A 22,391-nucleotide genomic window follows, 5' to 3' on the forward strand; every position below is an offset into this window, starting at 1 on the left:
ATGGGTGGGTTGGTGGTAACCGGATGGTCAGCGGGCGAAATGTCCGTGGGGTGGGTGGTCGTTGTGGCATGCTTCGGCCCATGGATCCCCTCGGCATCGACGGTGCCTGGTGCTACACACCCCGCGTCCACACCGACCCTCGGGGCATGTTCTGGGAGGCGTTCCGGGCCGCCGAACTGCACGACGCGGTGGGGCACGGGCTCGACCTCGCCCAGGTCAACTGCTCGGTCTCGGCCCGAGGGGTGCTGCGCGGCGTGCACTTCGCCGACGTGCCGCCCGGGCAGGCCAAGTACGTCACCTGCGTGTCGGGGGCGATCCTCGACGTGGTGGTGGATGTGCGCACCGGGTCGCCGACCTTCGGCCGCTGGGAGGCGGTACGGCTCGACGCCGTCTCGCGGCGCGGCCTCTACATCGCCGAGGGGCTCGGGCACGCCTTTCTCGCGCTCAGCGACCAGGCGACGGTCACGTACCTGTGCTCCCGGCCCTACACGCCGGAGCGCGAGCACGGCATCCATCCGCTCGATCCCGAGGTCGGCATCGACTGGCCGCTGGACGTCGAGCCGGTGCTGTCGGACAAGGACGCCAAGGCCCCTTCGCTGGAGGAGGCGCGGGCGGCCGGGCTGCTTCCGGCGTACCAGACCTGCGTCGACTTCTACCGCGAGCTGCGCGGCCGCCCTCGCCAGGGATAGGGAGGGGACCGCCCGGTTCACCCGGCGGGGAGCCGTCGGGCACGGAACCGTCGGCCGCTCAACCACCGGCCACGGTTGCGAGATCAGCGGATGCGAGATCAGCGGATGCGAGATCGTCGGTTGGAAGATCATCGTACCGCCCCCGTCCGCCGTGCGTCCGCCGGGACCTCGTCGGGTGGGCGCAGGTGGGGCCAGGCGGCGTGGAACGCCTCCCGCCAGTGCCGCATCGGCGGCAGCCCCGCGCGGGCCCAGCCGTCGTGGCCGAGCACGCTGTACGCCGGTCGCGGCGCGGGGCGGGACAGCTCGGCCGTGCTGATCGGCCGGACCCGGCCGGGATCGAGGCCGAGGGCCGCGAAGATCTCCCGGGCGAAGCCGTACCAGGTGGTGTGGCCCGCGTTGGTGCCGTGGTAGACGCCCGGCGGGGCGTCGGCGCGGGCGAGGTCGACGATCCGGGCGGCCAGGTCGGCCGACCACGTCGGCTGCCCCACCTGGTCGTCCACGACGGCGACGGTGTCGCGCGCCCCGGCGAGCCTGATCATGGTGCGCACGAAGTTGCCCCGGTGCGCGCCGTACAGCCAGGCCGTGCGCACCACGTGGTGGCCGTGCTCCAACGCCGCCCGCTCCCCGGCCAGCTTGCCGCGCCCGTACGCGCCCACCGGGTTCGGCGGGGCGTCCTCCCGGTACGGCTCCCGCGCCGCCCCGTCGAACACGTAGTCGGTGGACAGCTGGATGAGCCGGACGCCCTGCCTCGCGCACGCCTCGGCGAGCACCCGCACCGCGTGCCCGTTCACTTCCAGCGCGTCGGCCTCGAACTCCTCGGCGGTGTCCACCGCCGTCCACGCGGCGCAGTTGACCAGCACGTCCGGCCGGTGCAGGTCGATGGCCCTGGCGACGGGCCCCGGCAGGCGCACGTCCAGGCGGCCCCGGTCGAGCGCGGCCACCTGCTCGCCGGCGAGCGTGCGCAGGTGCGCGACGAGCTCGGCGCCGAGCATGCCGTGCGCCCCGGTGATCAGCCATCTCATCGGACCGCCGCCCGCCACCAGGCCGGGTTGTCGACGTACCAGGCGATCGTCTCGGCCAGGCCCTCGTCGAAGCCGATCTCGGGCCGGTAGCCGAGGGCGCGCAGCCGGGAGTCGTCGAGCGAGTAGCGCCGGTCGTGGCCCTTGCGGTCGGGGACGTGCTCGACCATGTCCCAGCCGGCCCCGAGGGCGGCCAGGATGCGCTTGGTGAGCTCCCGGTTGGTCAGCTCGGCCGTGCCCGCGATGTTGTAGACCAGGCCGGGCTCGCCGCGGCTGGCGACCACGTCGATGGCGCGGCAGTGGTCGGTGACGTGGATCCAGTCGCGCACGTTGCCGCCGTCGCCGTACAGGGGGACCTTGCGCCCGCGCAGCAGGTTCGTGACGAACAGCGGAATGATCTTCTCGGGGTACTGGTGCGGGCCGTAGTTGTTGCCGCAGCGGGTGATCGACACCGGCAGCCCGTGGGTGATCGCGTACGCCTGCGCGATCAAATCGCCCCCGGCCTTCGCCGCCGCGTACGGCGAGCGCGGCAGCAGCGGCGACTCCTCGGTCCACGACCCCTCGTCGATCGTGCCGTAGACCTCGTCGGTGGACACCTGCACGACCCGGGGCACGCCCGCCTCCAGGCACGCCTGCATGAGCGTCTGCGTGCCCAGCACGTTGGTGCGCACGAACTCGGCCGCGCCGTCGATGGAGCGGTCCACATGCGTCTCGGCGGCGAAGTTGACCACCAGGTCGTGCCCGGGGACGAGCCGGGCCAGCAGCCCGGCGTCGCAGATGTCGCCGTGCACGAAGTCGTGCCGGCCCGCCACCGGCTCCAGGTTGGCGAGGTTGCCGGCGTAGGTGAGCCGGTCGAGCACGGTGACCGTGTCTCCGGCGGCGACCCGGGCGCGGGCGAAGTGCGAGCCGATGAATCCGGCCCCGCCCGTGACGAGGACCTTCATGCTCGGCCTTTCAGGATTCTCATGGGGGGTTCTCCTGACAAGGGGGATATGCCGTTGTGGTGAGGGGCGGCCGGAGGGGATGGCCGGGGTTAGGAGCTGATCTGCACCTTGCTGTGGTCGCCGAGCACCAATCGGTGGGAGCGCGGCGTGCCGGGGGCGCGGGTGACCTCGACGTCGTGGCCGATGAGGGAGGCCCCGATGCGGGCAACCCCGGAGATGGCGGCGCGCGGCATCATGATCGAATATTCGATCTCGCTGTCGGCGATCAGGCATCCGGCGGCGACCGAGGTGAACGGCCCGACGTAGCTGTCGGCGATCCGCGCCCCCGCGCCGACGATCACCGGGCCGACGATGCGCGAGCGCTCCACCACCGCGCCCGGCTCGATCACCACCCGGCCGATCACCTGGCTCGCGGCATCGACCCGCCCGGCCACGCGCGGCTCGACCGACTCCAGCACGAGCCGGTTGACCTCCAGCATGTCCTCGACGTTGCCGGTGTCCTTCCAGTACCCGGAGATGATCGTGGACTCCACCCGCCGCCCGGACGCGATCAGCCACCCGATCGCGTCGGTGATCTCCAGCTCGCCGCGCCCCGACGGGGTGAGCCCGGCCACCGCCTCGTGCACCTCGGGGGTGAACAGGTAGACGCCGACGAGGGCGAGGTCGCTCTTGGGTTCGAGCGGCTTCTCCTCCAGCCCGATCACCCTGCCCTCGGCGTCCAGCTCGGCGACGCCGAACTGGCGGGGATCGGCGACCTTGGTGAGCATGATCTGGGCGGCGGGCCGCTCGCGGGCGAACCGGGCGACGATGTCGGCGATGCCGCCGACGATGAAGTTGTCGCCCAGGTACATGACGAAGTCGTCGTCGCCGAGGTAGTCGCGGGCGATCAGCACCGCGTGCGCGAGCCCGAGCGGGGCGTCCTGGCGCAGGTAGGTGGCCCGCAGGCCGAAGGCGGCGCCGTCGCCCACGGCCTCCCGGATCTCGGCGTGGGTGTCCCCGACGACGATGCCGATGTCGCGGATGCCGGCGGCGGCGATGGCCTCCAGGCCGTAGAAGAGCACGGGCTTGTTCGCCACCGGCACGAGCTGTTTGGCGGAGGTGTGGGTGATCGGCCGCAGCCGGGTTCCCGAACCGCCCGCGAGGACGAGCGCCTTCACGTCAGTAGGCCCCTTCCCCGTGGGTCACCGCGCCCCAGGTCTTCCACAGGATCTGCAGGTCCAGGATGAGCGACCAGTTCTCCACGTACCGCAGGTCGAGCCGTACCGACTCCTCCCAGCTCAGGTCCGAGCGGCCGCTGACCTGCCACAGGCCGGTCATGCCGGGCTTGACCACCAGGCGGCGGCGCACGTCGCTGCCGTAGCGGGCGACCTCCTCCGGCAGCGGCGGCCGGGGGCCCACCAGGGACATCTCGCCGCGCAGCACGTTGAGCAGCTGCGGCAGCTCGTCGATCGAGTAACGGCGCAGGTAGGCGCCGACGCGGGTCACTCTTGGATCGTTCCTAATCTTGAAAAGCAGCCCGTCGGACTCGTTCTCGTCCGCGAGCGTGTCCTTCAGCTTGTCGGCGTCGGCGACCATGGTGCGGAACTTCAGCACCTGGAACTCGCGCCCGTCCCGGCCGATCCGGGTCTGCCGGAACAGCGCAGGCCCCGGGCTCGTCGAACGGATCACGATCGCGATCACCAGCATGGGCAGCGCCAGCACCGCCAGCGCGAGCACCGCCACCACCTTGTCGAAGACGCTCTTGACCATGCCGCGCATGCCGTCGAACGCCGGGTGCTCGACGTACAGCAGGGGCATGCCGGCCACCGGGCGGATGCTGGTGCGCGGCCCGGCCACGTCCATCAGCGCGGGGGCGACGAACAGGTCGGTGCCCTTGGGCTCCACGCTCCAGGCGAGGCGGCGCAGCGCGGCGCCGTCCAGCTCCGGGCAGGCGAGCACGGCGACGGCGTCCGCCGACACCTTGTCGACCACCTCGGCCACGCGGGTGAAGTCGCCGAGCACCGGCACGCCGTCGATGTCCAGCCGCACGTCCGCCATCGCGTCGCGTCCCGTCCCGGGCTCCGCCTCGGGGGGCACGCCGGCCTCGCCGTCCGGCGGCACCCGTCCGGGGGGCAGGCACGCCGCCACCACGTTCATCCCGTGGTACGGCTGCCGCCGGAACTGGATCACCAGGTCCATGACGGACTCGCGGTGCCCGACGGCCACGACGCGGCGCATGTACTCCCCTTCCATCCGGCGCTGGTGCAGGCGTCGTCGCATGCGATGCCGGAAGACGAGCGTCAGCAGGGTGGCCAGCGGCATCATGCCCATCACGAAGCTGCGCGCGAGCAGGGTCTGGGTCGCGTACGCGCCGATCGCCACCGCGGCGGTGAGGCTCACGCCGCCGTTGAAGACCGCGCGGAACTCGTCGGACCCCTCGCCGTGCACCCGCTTGCCGTACGCGCCGGCCATGCCCAGCGCGCCGGGCCACGCCGCGGCGAGGCCGAAACCGAACAGCACCTCCGGCCAGGGGATGAAGGCCCCCAGCCATAATCGCGTACCGAGCACCACCTCGCAGGCGATCATCGCGCAGGCGACGTCGCCCAGAACTAAAACCCGCGCATAAGCGCGCGTCCAAATACTCGACGGCGTTTTCGGGTCACCTCTGAGGCGCGTGGCCGCGCGCGCCTCCAACCCCACCCTCATGCCACTTCCCCACCCTGTGGTCAGAACCATGCAGACTACTGACGCACGTTCAGTCCCCTTGGTTGACGCCTGACACTTGTGTCGCACGGGAGCCGGGTTCCCTGAGAAATCTTAGAGATCACTCCTGGCACTGGGGAATAGCTAGCAATGTCCACATTCGGCCGAAGTATTCGGCTCGCCATGGGTTGACGGGAAGCGGGGAGCGGGCAACGGGGGCGCGGTTGACGGGGATTAAGAGGATGTTTTCCTCAAATTCCCTTATTACGGACTCACTGCTGTGGGAGGATGCTGTGACGAAGATAACAGTCGAACGTTCGGGACCGGTGAGCACGATCGTGCTGTCCCGGCCCGAGGTCCGTAACGCCGTGGACGGGCCGACGGCGCGCGAACTCGCCCGGGCCTTCCGCGAGTTCGACGCCGACCCCGACGCCTCCGTGGCGGTGCTGTGGGGCGCGGGAGGCACCTTCTGCGCCGGGGCCGACCTGAAGGCGATCGGCACCGAGCGCGGCAACCGCGTCTCCCCCGACGGCGACGGGCCGATGGGGCCGACCCGGATGCGGCTGTCCAAACCGGTGATCGCGGCCGTGGAGGGGCACGCGGTCGCGGGCGGGCTGGAACTGGCCATCTGGTGCGACCTGCGGGTGGCGGCCGAGGACGCGGTCTTCGGCGTGTTCTGCCGCCGCTGGGGCGTGCCCCTGGTGGACGGCGGCACGGTACGGCTGCCGCGTTTGATCGGCGCCGGCCGCGCCATGGACCTGATCCTCACCGGGCGGGCCGTACCGGCGCCGGAGGCCCTGGCGATCGGTCTGGTCGACCGGGTCGTCCCGCCCGGCCGGGCGCGGGCGGCGGCCGAGGAGCTGGCCGCCGCGCTCGCCGCCCTGCCGCAGACCTGCCTGCGCAACGACCGCCTGTCGGCGCTGGAGCAGGAGGGACTGTCCGAGGCCGAGGCGCTCGCCGCCGAGTTCCGGTACGGCATGGCGACCCTGCGGGACGGCGGCCTCGGCGGCGTCGAGCGCTTCCGCGCAGGCGAGGGCCGTCACGGAGCCTGACCGCCCACGACGCTTGCCCGCCCGCTCAGCCGACCTGGCGGCGGCGTACGGAGCGGTTCAGTCGTACTCCAGGTCCGGGAGGGGGGCCGGGGGGTCGGGGCTGCGCCACACGACCACACGCCCCTCTCCGGCGGACTCGACGGCGGCGCTCAGCCGGTCGAGGTCGAAGTCGGGCAGGTAGCGCAGCCGGGCGAGAAAGGTGGCGTCCGTCGCCGATTTCGGCACGACACACCCTTCGCCGTCCCGGTCCAACAGGACGATAAGGGCGTCGGACTCGGTGACGCCTTCTACGCGTACCTCGACCACATCCTCCCACGCGAGGGCTTCTACGCTGCCGTCCGCGTAGTGGCGGGTCACACCCTCCTCCGTGACGTACACGTAGGAATCCGGCACTGAGTTGCCGTGCATGGGCGCGATTGTGACGACATCCGGGCGTCAGGTGCAAGGGAAGTCACCATACAGCCGCAGAAGCTACATCCGGACGGACCATAAGTTGACCGTCCCGGACACGATTCCGGTCGCTTGGGGTGATCGGGTGGATACGCTGGGCGAGTGGTCGGGGAGGCGGCGGAGATTCGCCGGGTCAAGAGGCGCGGCATCGCGGGATTGGCCGGGGCGGGGGCCGGGGCGGTTTCCCAGTTCCTGATGGCGTTGGCGGTGACGCGCGCGTTCGACACGGACACCGCGGGGCGGTTCTTCGCTCTTACGGCCGTCTGTCTGATGCTGGCAGGAATTGTCCGACTGGATGCCTCTAACGGGCTGATTTATTTCGCGGCGAGGCATCACGAGGGACATAACAGGGCGATTTGGTCATATCTCCTGGCCGCTCTTCTCCCCGTCGTCCTGACATCGCTGGTCATCGCCATTGCCGTCCTCTTACCCGGGGGCGCCTTGCGCCTGGACGGCCTGGCCCACCTTTCGGTCGGACCACAACCGCCGATGAGCGGATCCGGGCACGACGCCCCGGATTCCGTGGTTTCGCCGTCGCCTCAAGGCGACGTCGCCGGCGGCCTGCTCGCCGCCGTGCGACTGCTCGCCGTGGCCTTTCCGGTCATCGTGCTCGCCGATGTCCTGACGGGGGCGAGCCGGGGGCTGGGGTCGATGCGGCCCACGGTCTGGCTCGGCGGCGTGCTGCAGCCGGCGGGGCAGTTCGGGCTCGTCGCCGCCGTCGCCCTGTGGTGGTCCCACGGCGCAGCCTCGGCGTCGGCGGGCGACCCCGTGCCCTGGCTGGTGGCCGCGTGGGCGCTGCCCTACCTGCCCGTGGCGGCGGCGGCCGCGGTCTGGCTGGGCCGCAGGGTGCGGCGGGAGCCGTACCGGCGGGGGGCGGCCGGGGAGTTCTGGCGGCACACGGGCCCGCGCTCGCTGGGATCGGCCGTGCAGAACGTGTTCCAGCGGCTCGACATCGTGATCGTGGCCATGCTCGCCGGACCCGCCCAGGCGGCCGTGTACACCGCCGCGACCCGCTTCAAGGTGCTCGGCCAGCTCGCCGGGCAGGGGCTCGCGCAGGCGGCGCAGCCCGCGCTGGTCCGCGCCCTCGCCGACGGCGACCTGGCGCGCGCGCAGGCGCTCTACCGGCGGACCACCCGGTGGCTGGTGCTGATCACCTGGCCGGTGTGGCTCGGCTACGCGGCGCTCGCCCCGGTGCTACTGGAGGTCTTCGGCCAGGGGTACGCCGAGGGCGCGGGCGTCGCGATCGTGCTCGCGGCCACGATGATGTTCGCGAGCGCCTGCGGCATGGCCGACGTGGCGCTCGTCGCGGCGGGGCGCACCACGGCGAGCCTGGCCGGCATCGCCGCGGCGACCGGCGTGACGGTCCTGCTCGACCTGCTGCTCGTCCCCGCCCACGGCGCCTTCGGCGCCGCCCTCGGCTGGTCCGCCGGGGTCGTCGTCAAGAACGCCCTCCCGCTCGCCCAGATCCGGCGCTGCTACGGCCTGCGCCCGTTCGGCCCCCGCCGGCGCGATGTCCGGAGGGTCCGGGGCGTCCGAGGCGTCCGGGGCGTTTGCGGCGTCCGGGGCACCCGGGGTGCCCGGCAAGCCGGACCCGGCGCAGCGACGCGGTCGCGGCGCTAGGCGGTCTCGTGGCGGCCCGCGCCCCACTCCAGGTGGGCGAGCACGGCTCGGCGGGCGGCGTCGGCGGGGCCTTCGGCGATGGCGTCGAGCAGGGCGCGGTGCTCGGCCACCAGCACGTCGCGGTCCTCGTACACTTCGCGCAGGCGTACCAGGCCGAGCCGGGTCTCGGCGGCGAGGGACGCGTACAGCCGCTCCAGCCGGGGGCTGCCCACGGCGCCGATCATCGCCTCGTGCAGGGCCATGTGCGCGGCGACCATGCGCGACCAGGGGGCGTCCGGGGGCAGCGCGGCCATCTCCTCCAGCGCCCGGTCCGCCTCGGGGACGCGCCGCCCGGCGAGGGTGCCCGCCATCAGCTCCTCCAGCGGTCCGCGTACGAACATCAGGTCGGCCAGGTCGGCGACGGTGACCTCGGGCACGTACGCGCTGCGGTTGCGCTCCCGGCGCAGCAGGCCCTCGTGCGCCAGCACGGCCAGGGCCTCGCGCACGGTGGGGCGGGCCACGCCGTACGCGGCGGAGAGCTCCTGCTCGGGCAGCGGGGTCCCCGGCTCGATCTCGCCGGAGAGCACACGGTCGCGCAAGGCCGCCGCGAGCGCGTCCACGGTGGACACCGGCCGCAGCGGAGCCGCCGCCCCGCCGACGCCCGTGACGCCACCGGCGCCCCTCCCCTTCGGCCGCGCGCCGCCCGTCCCGTTCCCGGACGTCGCCCCGCGCGTTCCCTCGGCCATGGCCCCCGTCCCCGGTCGCGTCACGCCTGCCCCTTCGTCGCCGATCGTCCGGAACGAGGCTGTCCCGAGCGGTACGCCGAGTCAACGTCGGCACCCGCGGCCTTCACGTCCGGTGCGCCGGGCTCCCCGCCGGACCCCAAGGCGGGCTCCGGGGCGCGCTCTGTCGCGGGCCCTGTCGCCGGTTCCGGGGCGGACGCGGTCGAGCGGGCGACGGCGACCAGCGCGAGCCCGAGCATGGCCATGCCCGCCCACGACGACGGCGACAGGCGCTCGCCCAGGACGACCAGGCCGAGCACCGCGGCCACGGCGGGCTCGGCCAGCGCCAGCGTGGCGGCCGTGGCCACCGGGGTCGTGCGCAGGCCCCTGCCGTACAGGAAGTAGGCCAGTGCCGTGGTCGCGCAGCCCAGGTATACGGCGGTGAGCAGCCCGTACGGCTCGCTCAGCCAGCCGATGCCGCCGAAGGACAGCAGCGGCAGGGACAGGATCGCGCCCCCGCCGAACATCTGCCCCATGACCAGGCCGGACGGCGCGCCCAAGGCGATCGCTCCGGCGGCGGTGACCGCGTAATAGGCGTACAGCAGTCCGCCCAGCAGCGCGAGCAGGACGCCCGTCACCACATCGCGCCCCGCCTCGACGCCCCCGCCCGCGATGAGCAGCGCGCATCCGGCGATGGCCGCCGCGGTCGCCCCGGCCCAGCGGGCGCTTGGCCGGGTGCGGTCGAAGTACCAGGACAGCAGCCCGGTGAACACCGGCCCGCTGCCGATCGCGACGACCGTGCCGATGGCGACGCCGGTACGGTCGACGGCCGCGAAGAAGCACAACTGGTACGCCACCACGGCCACCGTGGCGAACAGCATCCGCCACCCCATGCCGGTCCGCAGGACGCGCCCGCGAGCGCCGACGGTGAGCAGCACCCCGAGCACCAGTCCGCCGATCACCAGCCGGGCCGCCGCGAGATCGAGCGGACTCGCGTCCACGCCGCCGGCCATCGCCAGCGTTCCGGCGGTGCCCGCCGTCCCCCACAGAACGGCCGCGGCGATGATCGCCCATGGTCCAGCACTACGCATGACCTGATTGTCTTACAACCGGACAGTCAGTGCAAACCTGTATCCAGACGATCCGACGCGGGGGACGGCGGCGGCGCCGAGGGCCGACGCCACGGCACCCGATCTTCGGCGTATGAACATTCACGGAACGCGGGCGCCGGCACGGCCGATCACGGGTTCCGGTCCCCCTAAATCGACAGAACAGATACTTCGGACATCTTTCGCGAAACGGCGGGGCCCGCAGAGGCCCGGGCAGCACTGTCCGGCCATCGGCTCACACGGGAAAACACCTGATCAGAGACCATCCGCCCGGAATGCTCCACCGTCTCCGCCGTCCCCATCCCCGCCCCGCCCCCGCCGTCGCGACGCCGGATCCCGGACGCCCGCGCCGTCGAGGCGTCCGGCGATCCGAACGGGGAACGGTCCACCTTCACGTTTTCGCCCGCTCGAACCCGGCCGGGCGGCAGCCGTACGCGATGATGATCGTGAGTTGAGACGGACTCTTGGCCCCAAAGGGGAATTTGGGGCCAATCTGATAATTGACGGCCCTAGTGCCTACTCGCGACCATTGCTAATGTTTCACAGCCATTAACATCACACCATCGCTCGCACTGGGGGCGAACACCGCATGGCCGGTCGCAAGCGCTCGATCCGCTTCAAGCTTCTGACGATTCTGCTGGTGCCGGTCGTGTCCTTAGTGGCCATCTGGGGCTTCGCAGCGGCCCTCACCGTCAGCCGCGGCCTCGATCTGCTCCGTGTCAACAAGGTCTTCGACAACGTGGTCCTCCCCCTGCGGACCCTCACCGGCGCCCTGCAGGAGGAACGCCTGCTGTCGCTGGCCGTGCTGGGCGCCGGCGGCGGCAACGCCGACGAGGCCGGGCAGTTGCAGCAGCAGCGCGTCGAGACGAACCAGGCGCTGGCGGCCCTGGAGCGGCAGGCCCTCGCCGCCGACGTCCAGGAGGCCACCCCGGCGCTCATGCGCTGGCAGCTCAACGAGCTGCGCGACCAGCTCAAGTGGCTCTCCGACATCCGGGTCCGGGTGGACGGCCGCAACTTCACCCGGCTGCAGACGATCGAGGCCTACAGCACGATCATCGAGGACGCGCAGCGGGTCAACGACAAGCTGCTGATCGTCCCCGACCTCGACGTGATCGAGCAGTCCAAGGCCGCCACCACGCTGGGCCGCGCCCGCGAGGCGCTCAGCCAGCAGGCCGCCCTGATCGCCGGCGCGGTGGCCGCGAACCGGCTGACCGGTGAGGAGCACACCGCCTTCACCGAGATGGTCACCCAGCGCAAGCTGCTCTACGGGCTGGCGTTCCAGCAGTTCGACGCGGAGCTGCAGCAGCCGTACCTGGAGCTGCAGAACACCGACACCTACACCGCCTTCGAGGCGGTCGAGCGGCGCATGGTCAAGAACGTGCGGATCAACCGGCCGCTGCCGGTCGAGGCCGCGACCTGGCGGGCCACCACCGAGGCGCTGATCCTCCGCTTCGACCACCTCAGCCTGGTCACCAACGAGAAGATCTCCGACCGCAGCGTGCCCGCGGCGACGACCATCTTCATGCAGATCGGCGTGGCCGCCGCGCTCGGTGTCGTCGCCCTCGTCCTGACGGTCTTCGTCTCGATGCGCTTCGGCCGCCGCCTCGCCGACGAGCTGATCCAGCTCCAGCAGACCGCGCTGAACCTCGCCCAGGAACGGCTGCCGCGCGTCGTGGCCCGCCTCAAGCGCGGTGAGGACGTCGACACCGACACCGAGACCGGCACCCTGATCGCCGGCGGCACCAAGGAGATCGACCGGGTCGGCGACGCGTTCACCATGGTGCAGCGCACGGCGATCGAGGCCGCGGTCGGCCAGGCGGAGCTGCGCAAGGGCGTCGGCAAGGTGTTCCTCAACCTGGCGCGGCGCAACCAGTCGCTGCTGCACCGCCAGATCCAGATGCTCGACCGCCTGGAGGGCAAGGTCGACGACCCCGAGATCCTGGAAGGGCTGTTCGGCGTCGACCACCTCACCACCCGCATGCGCCGCCACGCGGAAGGCCTCATCATCCTGTCCGGCGCGGTCCCGGCCCGCGGCTGGCGCAACCCGGTCCAGTTCTTCGACGTGGTCCGCGCCGCCGTCGAGGAGGTCGAGGACTACCTGCGGGTCAACGTCGTGGTGCCGCAGGGCCCGGCGCTGATCGGCTCCGCCGTCACCGACGTCATCCACCTCGTCGCCGAGCTGGTGGAGAACGCCACGATCTTCTCGCCACCGAAGACCACCGTGCAGGTGCGCGGCGGCACCGTCGGGCGCGGCTTCGTCGTCGAGGTGGAGGACCGCGGCCTCGGGCTGAGCCGCGAGGAGTACGAGCAGATCAACCAGCGGCTCGCCGACCCGCCCGAGTTCGATCTGGCCGACAGCGACCGGCTGGGGCTGTTCGTGGTCGGACGGCTCGCCGCCCGGCACGACATCCGCGTCTCCCTGCGGCCCTCGCCGTACGGGGGGACGACGGCGATCATCCTCATCCCCGGCGAGCTGGTGGTGGAGACCGGCGGGCCGGAAGGCGGCAAAGGGTCCCGGCAGGAGACGGATTACTCTGTCGAGCGCCTGGTCACGGCGTCCGCGGCGCCCGAGATCACGTCCGCCTCGGTCAGTGGGGCCGCGAAGGCGCCGCCGCTGACGGCCGTCTCGGTGGAGTCGGCGACATCCGCGGCGTCCGCCTCGTCCGCGGCGTCCACCTCGTCCGCCTCGTCCGCCTCGTCCGCGGCGTTCACCTCGGCGTCCGCGGCGCCTGCGGCGTCCAACGGCGGGAACGGGGCGGCGGGGCTGCCTCGTCGGGTACGGCAGGCCAACCTCGCTCCGCAGCTCCGCAACACCACTCCGCTCCGCGACGCCTCGCAGCCCCGGAACGGCCAGGGGGTGCGGGACGGCCAGGATGGTGACAGGCCACATCGGGACGTGCTCTCCTCGTTCCAGGCAGGATGGCGGCGTGCCGGTCAGAATGGAGGGGACGCCTCGTGAGCGACGAGCGCTGGCTCGACGAAGACGCCGGGCCCCTGCTGCGCCCGTACACGATCACGCGTGGCCGTACGCGGGTCACGGGTGAGCAGTTCGATCTGCTGGCGACGGTGGTCGCGAGCCTGTCGGCGCCGGCGGCCCACGGGCTGTCGCCGGAGCACATGCGGATCCTGATGGCCGCCCGCCGCCCGATCTCGGTGGCGGACCTGGCCTCGGGGGTGGACATGCCGCTCACGGTGGTCCGCATCCTCCTGGCCGACCTGCGGGACCAGGGCCTGATCCGGGTGCGCCAGCCCAGCCAGGGGAACATGCCGGAGCCGAGCCTGCTGCGCGAGGTCATCGCGGGCCTCAAGGCCCTGTGACACCTGCCCGCGTCCGCGGGGACGCGGGCTGACCGCAGAACGACGGCCCTGGGACGGCTCGGGTTTCCCACAGGAACCCGGCTCAGGTCCCAGGGCGCTGCTGTGCACCGCGCAAGACCCGCTTCGGGCTCAACGTGCGGGGGTCCACCGGAGGAGACGGGGTCGGCGTGCGCGCGGGTCCGTCGGAGAGTTCACCGGGGTGAGGGTTCACCAAGGGATGCCTCCGGGGTGGCCGGGCGACCCCGGCTCGTTTGCCGTCGCGTCGATCGGGGCGCGCGAGCGAGCGCACGCCCCGATCGACGCGGGTCTTTCGGCGCTTGCGAGGTGCGGCGCACCCGCCGAGGGACGGCCGCCTGCCTGGAGCCGATGCCCGGCGCTACCGCCGATCCCACCCGTTGTGCAAAATCCGTCATAACGACCAACGGGATGGAATAACCACATCCCTGGACATGCTTACACTAATTGGTCAAGGGGTGTTCCCCACGAGGTCAACGAGACCGGACGGGGAGAGCGGCATCTCGCACCCGACCGGCCCCCCTTGACGCTGCTGGATGGAACCCGGGGTCCAGACAGGTGCCCACCAGGGTTTATCCCGTCGCCTTGTACGGGGTCGGCGGGGCAAGATGAACAGCAGGTGAACGAGTCGCCGTCGTCCGGCGAAATCGAGGTACGAAGCCATGTGCAATCACCAGCCGAAGTGTCCGCCGGCGGACGCTCCCGATCGTGAGGCCGCCTGCCTCGTCGCCTTCCATCCCGAGCAGGGCTGGGGACTGCTCTGCAACGGAGTGGTCGTCTTCGAGGACACCGGGGACCTGCTTCCCGACGGCCGGATCGTCCCCGTGCACCGGGGCCCCTGCGGAAGCCCGGCATGACCGTCACCGCTGACGGGCGTGCGTCCGCCCCGCAGACCGGAATCCGCGTCCGCAAGCCCAAACCGCGCACCCCGCGCCCGCCCCTCGACCTGCGGACCCCGTCGGGCCGCCGCCTGCCGTACTGACCCAACGCTCAGGGCTCGGGGCCGCGTATCAGGACTCGATCACCTCAGCGCGGATCCTGGCGACGTGCGACTGCAGCGCCGCCACGTCGAACGGCACCACCGCTCGCCGGAACTCCTCGCCGAGCTTCCGCAGCATGTCCATGGCGTTCCAGCTCGCGAAGAGCTCCTCGTCGATCGGCTGCACCAGATCGCCGAGCGTCCGCTGGGCGCGGTGCCGCCCCACCAGGATGCGCCACTGCCCGAGGAACCGCTGGAAGACCAGCAGCCGCTCGCCCGCTTCGGCGATCCCGCCGATGATCTCGCGCAGCGTGCCGTTCACCTGGCCGGCCCTGGCCGACATGTCCAGGACGCTGTCCTGTACGGCGTCGCAGAGCAGCGGCACCTCGCGCAGCGAGGTCGGCGGCGCCTCCCCGTCCACCACCTCGGCGGCGAACGAGGCGATCATGTCGGTGTGCAGGCTCGCCAGCGCGATCCGGAACCGCAGGTCGGTCACGTTCTCACGGAGGTCGGCGAGCCTGGGCGACAGCCGCTCAAGCGCCGCCACCGCGCTGGACATCGGCCCGGCCATCACCTCGGCGACGTTGCCCAGCACCGGCGTGGTCGCGGCGACCATCCGGGACGCGGTCTGCGCGGCGGCGACCGCCCGGTCCAGCCTGCGCGCCACGTCCAGCACCTGTCCGGAGGCGTGCGCGAGCCGCTCGCTGAACATCCGGTAGTCGTCCAGCAGCAGCACCAGCCCGGCCAGCATCCCCTCCAGCGCCTCCGCGCCGGCCAGCACCTGCCGGATCGGCCCGCGCGCGTGCGGCCGCGCGTAGGCGGCGCATATCCGGCCGCGCGCCGTCACCTCGCCGGTGAGCGCCTCGGCCAGAAACTCGTCGTGCGAGCCGAACCCGAGCTCGTCCAGCAGGCCCTCCAGGGTCCGCAGGCCGATGTGCGCGACCTCGCGCCGGCTCAGCCCCTCGTGCTCGGCCGCGTGACGCTCCGCGGCGAGCACGTACCGGTACGCCTGCTGGATTTTGGCGAACAGTGGGCCGGCGGGGGCCACACGGACCGACAGGAAGCCGTCGGCCGAGGGCGTCATGGTGGCGAAGACCCAGTAGTGGCCGCCGTCCTTGGCGCGGTTGAGCACGTAGGCCCCGACCGGGCGGCCCGCGAGCAGGCGGTCCCACATCAGGCGGAAGACGCCCGCGGGCATCTCGGGGTGACGCACGATGCTGTGCGGCGCGCCGGTGAGTTCCTCCATGGAATATCCGGAGATCCGCACGAAAACGGAATTGCCCGTGCGGATCCGGCCGTGGTTGTCGGTGGTGGAGAAAAACAACTCATCAGGGCGGATGGATCGCTCCAGGTCGCCGGGCGCGGTCAAATTCCCGAGTGTCATCTCCCACCTCCGTGTTCCGCCGAGAGATCACCCGGCTTGGTGCGGCAAATCTCGCCGCCGCGTTTCAGGATGACCGAATAATAGATTAGAGGGTCGCTTCATCCTCATTTGGGGGTATGTGACCTATAACACCGGCCTACACCCTGTGAAATCTGTCACCTCACGACACCGAAAGCTCCGCACGGGCCGGTCTCCACGCTCGGCGGCCCCTGACGTGCTGTTAGTTATTGTTGACATCATGTCGGCAATATTTTACATTGGCAGCGTCGTCGCCGTCGTCATGGAGCGGGCATGTCCCTCGAAGAGAAACGCGCGTGGATCTACGCCGTGATCGCCGTCGTCGTGCCGGCGGTCTACTTCACCTCGGTCCTCACCCAGTTGCCGGGCACGGACGCCACCCGGATCGCGTACGTGCGCCCGTTGCTGACGGCCGTCGGCGTCGCGATCGTCCTGAACATCATCGCGCACATGGTGGCCGCGATGCTCTCCCCCAAGGACGTCGGCCCGAAGGACGAGCGCGAGAAGCAGATCGACCGCCTCGGCGAGTACGTCGGCTTCTTCGTCATGAGCATCGCCTCGGTCCTCCCCCTCGTCCTGGCCATGATCGAAGCGCCGCACTTCTGGATCGCCAACACGCTCTACCTGGCCTTCGTGCTGGCCGCGCTCACCTCGTCGATCGTGAAGATCGTCGCCCACCGCCGGGGCTTCTGACATGGGCAAACCCACCAAGGTCACCAACTCGATCCGCGCCCTGCGCTTCCAGCACGGCGAGATGACCCAGGCGGAGCTGGCCGGCCGCATCGGCGTGACCCGGCAGACCGTCATCGCCATCGAACAGGGCCGCTACTCCCCGTCCCTGGAGATGGCCTTCCGCATCGCCCGCGTCTTCAAGGTCCCCCTCGACGAGGTCTTCCACTACCCCGACACCGACGACGACTGAGCCCGGCGTCGCTGCGGCGCCGCGTGAGCCGCCCGAAGACCCGCTCCGGGCCGCTCACGCGCACGCGCCGGGACGCCATGTGGCGCCCGGATGCGCGACCGTACGGCCCGCCGGAGCGATGAGTCTCTCGCGGGAACGTCAGGTGCAGCGGCCCTTGTTGGTGAGGCGGCCACCGGTGACCTTGTTGTCGCAGGTGATCGTGTTGCCGCCGACGGTGTCGTTGATGCCGACGCCCTTGCCGCCGGCGAGGTCGATGACGTTCTTGCGGAAGACGTTGCCGGTGCCCCAGCCGTCGATGATCTCGTGGGTCTGGAAGCCGTCCCGCAGCGTCTTCTTGCCGCGGTTGCCCTCGATCACGTAGTTGTTGCCCTTGACGTCCACCCAGGAGTCGTTCAACTTGTCGCCGCCCATCACCGACCCGTCGAAGACGTTGCCGACGATGCGGCCGCCGCTGGTGCCCTCCTTGACGTCCACGGCCTCGGCGGTGGCGCGAATCACATTTCCCCGCACCACGTTGCCATTGCTACGGTCCATTTGCCCGCCGGAGTAGCGCTTCCAGTTCGACTTCGCCGAGCCGAGATAGACGCCCTCGCCGAACTTCGCCTTGCTCAGGCCGACGTTATAGATCTTGTTGTACTGCACCGTGTTGTCGGAGCTGAAATTGCGCAGATGTACGCCCTCGTGACCGATGTTGTGCACGGTCAGGTTCTGAATGACGACGCCGGTGGCCCGGTCCGCCATGACCCCCTTCTGCCCGTTGCGCACGATGAAGCCGACCAGCCGCCAGTGATCGGCCCCGTCAAGGTGGAAGACGTACCCCTTGTTGACGTTGCCGCCGTTCAGCACCGACTTGGCGGTGCCGCAGAGGAAGATCGGCTTGGCCGGCGTGCCCGACTTCCGGGCGACGAAGTTGCCCCGATAGTCGCCCGGCCGCATCTGGATGACATCCCCCGGACGAGCCGTCTTGATCGCCTTCTGCAGCTCGGCGGCACCGGCGACGGTCTTGTTCGGCCGCGGGCAGCTCACCCTGTCGGCGCCGTTCGGAGCCGACGCGCCCGCCACGGACGTGGACGCCGACGCGAGACTCACCCCTTGGAGTCCCGCCGCGTTCCCTCCGCTCATCCGATCAACGCCGGAGCCGCCCCCCAGTAAGACCCCGGCGACCGTGGCGAGTGAGCCGGCCAGCCCGGCAGTGAACGTGATATCGGCTTTCATGCTTCGTCTCTCCGCACAGATCGCACCGTCGGCAGTCAGTGGACTGGTCCAAAATTTCCGGCAATTCACCGCGAGACTACCGAGAAACGAGTGGCGAGATGGCCGAAGTCGCCCAAGCCGTCACCGGACGCCACCTCCCGTCCCACGACCTGACGGCGGCCGTACGCGGAGGAGTGTGCCGTGTTTGGGCGTGATGGATGATGGTAGGTGTGTCCTAGCAGGAAAAATGGAGATCAACCCGCATACGGGGGATGTCTCCGGGAGCAACCGGCCCGGGGACCCAAGCAGGCGGTCTCCACAGCCGTGAGGCCGCCGGATCGGGGGATCCACATGCGCAAGACTCTCATCGGCATGGGAATGGCCTTCTTCCTGGTGCTCGCTCCTGCGGCCGCGGCGTCGGCGGAGGCTCCAGCGACCGTGTCACAGAGCCAGACCGTCTCGGCGCCACAGCCGGATCGACAGGAGAGCAGCGGCGGCGGCTGGGGCCTGTGGGGCCTGCTCGGGCTGCTGGGCCTGCTCGGCCTGGGCGGCATGCGCAAGCCGCGGGAACACGAGCGGGCCGATCACATGAGGTCCACGCGCCCGTAGCCTCACGGGAGCGGGACGACACCCGAAAGCGGGCATCCCGCCAGGCGCGGGAGCCCGCACCCGCTCAAAGAAACCGTCCGAGCCCCTGCCGGGCCATCAACCCCGGGCACGCGCCGCTGTCAAACCAAACGCTTGTCCCCCCAGCCTGACGACGGCCGTGCCGCCGGGCGTCGCCGAACTCCCAGCCCGCGCCTCATACCGCCACCACCTGCACGGTCTTCCCGCACAGCCTGCTCATGTCGTCCTCATCGGACGTAAGCACGATGACCGGCCTCGCCGAGCGCAATGCGGTGGCCGCAACCACGGCGTCGATGGCGTATTTGTGACCGTGCAGGCGCGCATCGCGCAGAAGGCGCACCGCCAGCGACGAGATCTCCTCCGTCACCGGCTCGATCTTTAACCGGGACAGATACCACCGGAGGCGATCGGCCTTGGCCCGGACGTCCTGCGCCTCGATCGGCGTCATCGCGCTCACGACGACCCTGAAGTCGTTGTCCTGCGCCTCACGCACGATCGCGGTCACCCGCTGGTCGGCCGCGCACCACTTCACCAGCCCTTCACAGTCGAGAACCACGGTGCCCGCGTTCAGCCGGCTTCTGACGCGGGCCACTCGTGCTCCTCCTGCAGTTCAGGGGCGGACCTGACGCGCCGGAACAACTCCGCCGCCTCGTCGCGCAGCGACTGCGGAATCGGTCCGGCGAGGATCTCGTTCTCCTGGAGGGCCTCCTCCAGAAGGTCTCGCTCGATCTGCCGCTCCACAGCGGCATCGACATAGGCGGAAAAGCCCCGGGCCCCCACCCGCTCCCGGACGGTCCTGATGTTCCCCGCCCGTAGGGAAACGCTGACCTTCTCCGCCGGCCCGTCACCCGGACCGAACTCGTGCTCTGACGCCTTCACGAGGACAGTTTACTACTTCAAGTAGCAAACGGCCGCCCCTGGACCAAAACGCAGCACGTCCCTACGCCTCGCCGGAGGTCAGGCCGACGGGGCAGGCGACGCCGGTGCCGCCGATGCCGCAGTAGCCGTTTGGGACCTTGAACAAGTACTGCTGGTGGTATTCCTCCGCGTAGTAGAACTCGCCGGCCGGGGCGATCTCGGTGGTGATGGGGCCGTAGCCGGCGGCGGTGAGGACTTGCTGGTAGGCGTCTCTGGAGGCGGTGGCGGACTTCTCCTGGGACGGGGAGTGGGTGTAGATGGCGGAGCGGTACTGGGTGCCGACGTCGTTGCCCTGGCGCATGCCCTGGGTGGGGTCGTGGGCCTCCCAGAAGACCTTGAGGAGTTCCTCGTAGCTGACCTTGGCGGGGTCGAAGACGACGCGGACGACCTCGGCGTGGCCGGTGAGGCCGGTGCAGACCTCCTCGTAGGTCGGGTTCTCGGTGTAGCCGCCCTGGTAGCCGACGGCGGTGGAGACGACGCCGGGGGTCTGCCAGAACTTGCGCTCGGCGCCCCAGAAGCAGCCCAGGCCGAAGTCGGCGATCTCGGTGCCCTCGGGGAAGGGCGGCACGAGGGGGGCGTCGAGCACGGCGTGGCGGGCCGGGACCGCCATGCGGTGCGGGCGACCGGGGAGCGCGTCCTCGCGGGTCACCATCGTTGTCTTGTCGCGGCCGAAGAGCCAGCCCATCGTTTGTCCTCCCATGCACACTAGGTGGCACGCTAACCGGTGCAACCGGCGGGCTGTCGCGGATGTTCCGTGCGTAAGAACCTCTTAAGAATTGGAGAAGAAGTACTAATTTGTGGTTAAGCGCGACAGGAGCAAAACTGGGCTACATGCCTGAAACGCGACGTGGGATCTTGTATGCCGTCGCGGCGTACGTGATCTGGGGGCTGTTCCCCCTCTACTGGCCACTGTTGAAGCCCGCCGGCGCCGTCGAGATCCTCGCGCATCGCATGGTGTGGTCCCTGCTGTTCGTCACCGTGGTCCTCGCGGTGCTGCGGCACTGGTCGTGGGTGCGGGGGCTGCTCGCCCAGCCGCGCAAGCTCGGGCTGCTCACGCTCGCGGCCGTGTGCATCACGTTCAACTGGGGGACCTACATCTACGCGGTCAACGTCGGGCATGTGGTCGAGGCCGCGCTGGGGTACTTCATCACGCCCCTGGTCAGCGTGCTGTTCGGGGTGACGCTCTTTCACGAGCGCATGCGCCCCTGGCAGTGGGCCGCGGTCGGCATGGGGACCGTCGCCGTGGTCGTGCTCACCGTCGGGTACGGCAGGCTGCCCTGGTTCGCGCTGATCCTCGCCTTCAGTTTCAGCACGTACGCCCTGATCAAGAAGAGCGTGAACATCAGCGGCACCGAGAGCCTCGCCGTGGAGACGCTGGTGCTGTTCCCGCCCGCCCTGGCGTACCTGGGCGTGCTGGAGGCCGGCGGGGCCGGGACCTTCGGCGATCATGGGTGGGCGCACGCGCTGCTGCTGGTCGGGGCCGGGGTGGTGACGGCGGTCCCGCTGCTGTTCTTCGGGGCGGCGGCGATCCGCGTCCCGCTGTCGATGATCGGCCTGCTGCAGTACATCGGGCCGGTGCTGCAGTTCCTCATCGGCGTGCTCATCGTGCGCGAGACCATGCCCGCGGCCCGCTGGGCCGGGTTCACGCTCGTCTGGCTCGCCCTCGTCGTGTTCACCTGGGACGGCATCCGAGCGGGCCGCGCGGCCCGCCGAGACCGCCGGCGAGCCGAGGAACCGCAGCCCGTGGACGCCTAGCCGGTACGCTCCACGACGAAGTCGCACAGGGCCGTCAGGGCGGTCTTGGCGGGGATGTCGGGGAGCCCGGCGATGTCGGCCTTGGCGCGCTCGACCCAGGCGAGCAGCTCGCCGCGGGCGCGCTCCATCGCGGGGTTGGCGCGCAGCAGGGCGAGGGCCTCCTCGACGCGGTCCTCGGGGACCGGACCGGCCAGCAGCTCGCGCAGGCGTGCGTCGGCGGGGTCGGTGGAGGCGAGCACGTGCAGGACCGGGAGGGTGCGGATGCCCTCGCGCAGGTCGGTGCCGGGCACCTTGCCGCTCTCGTCGGCGGTGGCGGCCACGTCGATCAGGTCGTCGCTGAGCTGCCAGGCCACGCCGATCGCCTCGCACGCGCCGGTGATGCGCTCGACGATCGGGGCCGGGGCGCCCGACAGCAGAGCGCCGAAGTGGCCGGAGGTGGCGATGAGGGAGCCGGTCTTGTCGGCGAGGACCTCGATGTAGTGGCGGACCGGGTCCTCCCCCTCTGCGGGGCCGACGGTCTCCCGGATCTGGCCGCGGACCAGGCGGGAGAAGGTCTGGGCCTGGATGCGGATCGCCTCCGCGCCCAGGTCGGCGAGGATCTCCGACGCCTGGGCGAACAGGTAGTCCCCGGTGAGGATGGCCACGGTGTTGTTCCACCGGGCGTTGGCGCTGGGCGAGCCGCGCCGTACGGTGGCCTCGTCCATCACGTCATCGTGGTAGAGCGTGGCCATGTGGGTGAGTTCGATCACCACGGCCCCGGGCACGACGCCGGGGGCCGTGGGATCGCCGAACTGGGCCGCCAGGAGCACCAGCATGGCGCGGAAGCGCTTGCCGCCGGCGACGATCAGGTGACGGGAGGTCTCGGTGACGAAGGCGTCCTGGCTCTCGACCGAGGAGCGTAACAGCTTCTCCACGGCCGCCAGGCCGCTCGCCAGATCCTCCGCGAGCCGCTCGTCAACGTAGGGAAGGTCTACCACCGGCGGCGCGGCCATCAA

At 70.9% G+C, this 22,391-nt stretch carries 24 protein-coding genes; 11 read left to right on the plus strand and 13 right to left on the minus strand.

Going from position 1 to position 22,391, the window contains the following annotated elements:
• Positions 1 to 80: 80 nt before the first annotated feature.
• Complete coding sequence (gene rfbC / locus AB0K60_RS26465; RefSeq protein WP_364060455.1) at positions 81 to 689, plus strand: dTDP-4-dehydrorhamnose 3,5-epimerase; 609 nt, start codon at positions 81 to 83, stop codon at positions 687 to 689.
• A gap of 128 nt (positions 690 to 817) precedes the next feature.
• On the opposite strand, the gene rfbD is transcribed toward rfbC, so the two are convergent.
• The 4 genes from rfbD to AB0K60_RS26485 form a co-directional block, all read right to left on the minus strand.
• Complete coding sequence (rfbD, locus tag AB0K60_RS26470; protein ID WP_364060458.1) at positions 818 to 1,711, minus strand: dTDP-4-dehydrorhamnose reductase; 894 nt, start codon at positions 1,709 to 1,711, stop codon at positions 818 to 820.
• Positions 1,708 to 2,652 (minus strand): dTDP-glucose 4,6-dehydratase, encoded by a 945-nt coding sequence (gene rfbB, locus AB0K60_RS26475; protein ID WP_364060461.1) that lies wholly within the window; start codon positions 2,650 to 2,652, stop codon positions 1,708 to 1,710. The genes rfbD and rfbB overlap by 4 nt, the downstream gene beginning before the upstream one ends.
• Positions 2,653 to 2,741: 89 nt before the next feature.
• A complete protein-coding gene (locus tag AB0K60_RS26480) occupies positions 2,742 to 3,809 on the minus strand; it encodes a glucose-1-phosphate thymidylyltransferase (RefSeq protein ID WP_364060464.1) in 1,068 nt (355 codons plus the stop codon).
• Position 3,810: 1 nt separating this feature from the next.
• Entirely contained in the window at positions 3,811 to 5,337 is a 1,527-nt protein-coding gene (locus tag AB0K60_RS26485) for a sugar transferase (RefSeq protein WP_364060467.1), read from the minus strand.
• Between the two features lie 290 nt (positions 5,338 to 5,627).
• Here AB0K60_RS26485 and AB0K60_RS26490 point away from each other — a divergent pair, with 290 nt between their 5' ends.
• On the plus strand, positions 5,628 to 6,386 hold the full coding sequence (locus AB0K60_RS26490; RefSeq protein WP_364060470.1) for a crotonase/enoyl-CoA hydratase family protein: 759 nt from the start codon (positions 5,628 to 5,630) through the stop codon (positions 6,384 to 6,386).
• 57 nt (positions 6,387 to 6,443) lie between these two features.
• On the opposite strand, the gene AB0K60_RS26495 is transcribed toward AB0K60_RS26490, so the two are convergent.
• Positions 6,444 to 6,794, minus strand: coding sequence for a hypothetical protein (locus tag AB0K60_RS26495; protein WP_364060473.1), 351 nt, complete (start codon positions 6,792 to 6,794; stop codon positions 6,444 to 6,446).
• 531 nt (positions 6,795 to 7,325) lie between these two features.
• Between AB0K60_RS26495 and AB0K60_RS26500 the strand changes: the two genes are divergently transcribed.
• Entirely contained in the window at positions 7,326 to 8,456 is a 1,131-nt protein-coding gene (locus tag AB0K60_RS26500; protein ID WP_364060476.1) for a lipopolysaccharide biosynthesis protein, read from the plus strand.
• On the opposite strand, the gene AB0K60_RS26505 is transcribed toward AB0K60_RS26500, so the two are convergent.
• Complete coding sequence (locus AB0K60_RS26505; protein WP_364060479.1) at positions 8,453 to 9,181, minus strand: GntR family transcriptional regulator; 729 nt, start codon at positions 9,179 to 9,181, stop codon at positions 8,453 to 8,455. The two genes, AB0K60_RS26500 and AB0K60_RS26505, sit on opposite strands and share 4 nt — an antisense overlap.
• A 20-nt stretch (positions 9,182 to 9,201) precedes the next feature.
• On the minus strand, positions 9,202 to 10,248 hold the full coding sequence (locus AB0K60_RS26510) for an EamA family transporter (RefSeq protein WP_364060482.1): 1,047 nt from the start codon (positions 10,246 to 10,248) through the stop codon (positions 9,202 to 9,204).
• A 607-nt stretch (positions 10,249 to 10,855) separates the two neighbouring features.
• Here AB0K60_RS26510 and AB0K60_RS26515 point away from each other — a divergent pair.
• From AB0K60_RS26515 to AB0K60_RS26530, 4 genes are all read left to right on the plus strand, one after another.
• The gene (locus AB0K60_RS26515) at positions 10,856 to 13,225 is read left to right on the plus strand and encodes a nitrate- and nitrite sensing domain-containing protein (RefSeq protein WP_364060485.1); all 2,370 of its coding nucleotides are present in this window, start codon (positions 10,856 to 10,858) and stop codon (positions 13,223 to 13,225) included.
• Entirely contained in the window at positions 13,222 to 13,584 is a 363-nt protein-coding gene (locus AB0K60_RS26520; RefSeq protein ID WP_364060488.1) for a DUF742 domain-containing protein, read from the plus strand. Before AB0K60_RS26515 ends, AB0K60_RS26520 begins: the two co-directional genes overlap by 4 nt.
• 677 nt (positions 13,585 to 14,261) lie before the next feature.
• Positions 14,262 to 14,456: a DUF5999 family protein gene (locus AB0K60_RS26525; protein ID WP_364060491.1), complete on the plus strand. Its 195-nt coding sequence runs from the start codon at positions 14,262 to 14,264 to the stop codon at positions 14,454 to 14,456.
• Entirely contained in the window at positions 14,453 to 14,581 is a 129-nt protein-coding gene (locus tag AB0K60_RS26530; RefSeq protein ID WP_364060494.1) for a hypothetical protein, read from the plus strand. The genes AB0K60_RS26525 and AB0K60_RS26530 overlap by 4 nt, the downstream gene beginning before the upstream one ends.
• A gap of 28 nt (positions 14,582 to 14,609) precedes the next feature.
• Here the strand turns inward: AB0K60_RS26530 and AB0K60_RS26535 are convergent, their stop codons facing one another.
• Positions 14,610 to 15,962 carry a PAS domain-containing protein gene (locus AB0K60_RS26535; protein WP_364060497.1) on the minus strand — a complete coding sequence of 451 codons (1,353 nt, stop codon included), beginning with the start codon at positions 15,960 to 15,962 and terminating at the stop codon, positions 14,610 to 14,612.
• Positions 15,963 to 16,253: 291 nt separating this feature from the next.
• Here AB0K60_RS26535 and AB0K60_RS26540 point away from each other — a divergent pair, with 291 nt between their 5' ends.
• A complete protein-coding gene (locus tag AB0K60_RS26540; RefSeq protein ID WP_364060500.1) occupies positions 16,254 to 16,673 on the plus strand; it encodes a hypothetical protein in 420 nt (139 codons plus the stop codon).
• A gap of 1 nt (position 16,674) precedes the next feature.
• Positions 16,675 to 16,902, plus strand: a complete 228-nt coding sequence (locus AB0K60_RS26545) for a helix-turn-helix transcriptional regulator (RefSeq protein ID WP_364060503.1) — start codon at positions 16,675 to 16,677, stop codon at positions 16,900 to 16,902.
• Between the two features lie 138 nt (positions 16,903 to 17,040).
• Here the strand turns inward: AB0K60_RS26545 and AB0K60_RS26550 are convergent, their stop codons facing one another.
• The gene (locus AB0K60_RS26550) at positions 17,041 to 18,024 is read right to left on the minus strand and encodes a right-handed parallel beta-helix repeat-containing protein (protein WP_364060506.1); all 984 of its coding nucleotides are present in this window, start codon (positions 18,022 to 18,024) and stop codon (positions 17,041 to 17,043) included.
• A gap of 423 nt (positions 18,025 to 18,447) precedes the next feature.
• On the opposite strand from AB0K60_RS26550, the gene AB0K60_RS26555 reads away from it, so the two are divergent.
• A complete protein-coding gene (locus tag AB0K60_RS26555) occupies positions 18,448 to 18,705 on the plus strand; it encodes a WGxxGxxG family protein (protein ID WP_364060509.1) in 258 nt (85 codons plus the stop codon).
• A 193-nt stretch (positions 18,706 to 18,898) separates the two neighbouring features.
• Here AB0K60_RS26555 and AB0K60_RS26560 read toward each other — a convergent pair whose 3' ends face one another.
• The 3 genes from AB0K60_RS26560 to msrA form a co-directional block, all read right to left on the minus strand.
• Positions 18,899 to 19,315, minus strand: coding sequence for a PIN domain-containing protein (locus AB0K60_RS26560; protein WP_364060512.1), 417 nt, complete (start codon positions 19,313 to 19,315; stop codon positions 18,899 to 18,901).
• Positions 19,291 to 19,602: a CopG family transcriptional regulator gene (locus tag AB0K60_RS26565; protein WP_364060515.1), complete on the minus strand. Its 312-nt coding sequence runs from the start codon at positions 19,600 to 19,602 to the stop codon at positions 19,291 to 19,293. The genes AB0K60_RS26560 and AB0K60_RS26565 overlap by 25 nt, the downstream gene beginning before the upstream one ends.
• 61 nt (positions 19,603 to 19,663) lie before the next feature.
• Positions 19,664 to 20,326, minus strand: a complete 663-nt coding sequence (msrA, locus tag AB0K60_RS26570) for a peptide-methionine (S)-S-oxide reductase MsrA (RefSeq protein WP_364060518.1) — start codon at positions 20,324 to 20,326, stop codon at positions 19,664 to 19,666.
• Between the two features lie 146 nt (positions 20,327 to 20,472).
• Between msrA and rarD the strand changes: the two genes are divergently transcribed.
• Positions 20,473 to 21,396, plus strand: coding sequence for an EamA family transporter RarD (gene rarD, locus AB0K60_RS26575; RefSeq protein WP_364060521.1), 924 nt, complete (start codon positions 20,473 to 20,475; stop codon positions 21,394 to 21,396).
• On the opposite strand, the gene AB0K60_RS26580 is transcribed toward rarD, so the two are convergent.
• Positions 21,393 to 22,388: a polyprenyl synthetase family protein gene (locus AB0K60_RS26580; RefSeq protein WP_364060524.1), complete on the minus strand. Its 996-nt coding sequence runs from the start codon at positions 22,386 to 22,388 to the stop codon at positions 21,393 to 21,395. The two genes, rarD and AB0K60_RS26580, sit on opposite strands and share 4 nt — an antisense overlap.
• Positions 22,389 to 22,391: the final 3 nt, after the last annotated feature.

Origin of the sequence: Thermopolyspora sp. NPDC052614 (assembly GCF_040678635.1) — a bacterium.
GTDB lineage: Bacteria > Actinomycetota > Actinomycetes > Streptosporangiales > Streptosporangiaceae > Thermopolyspora.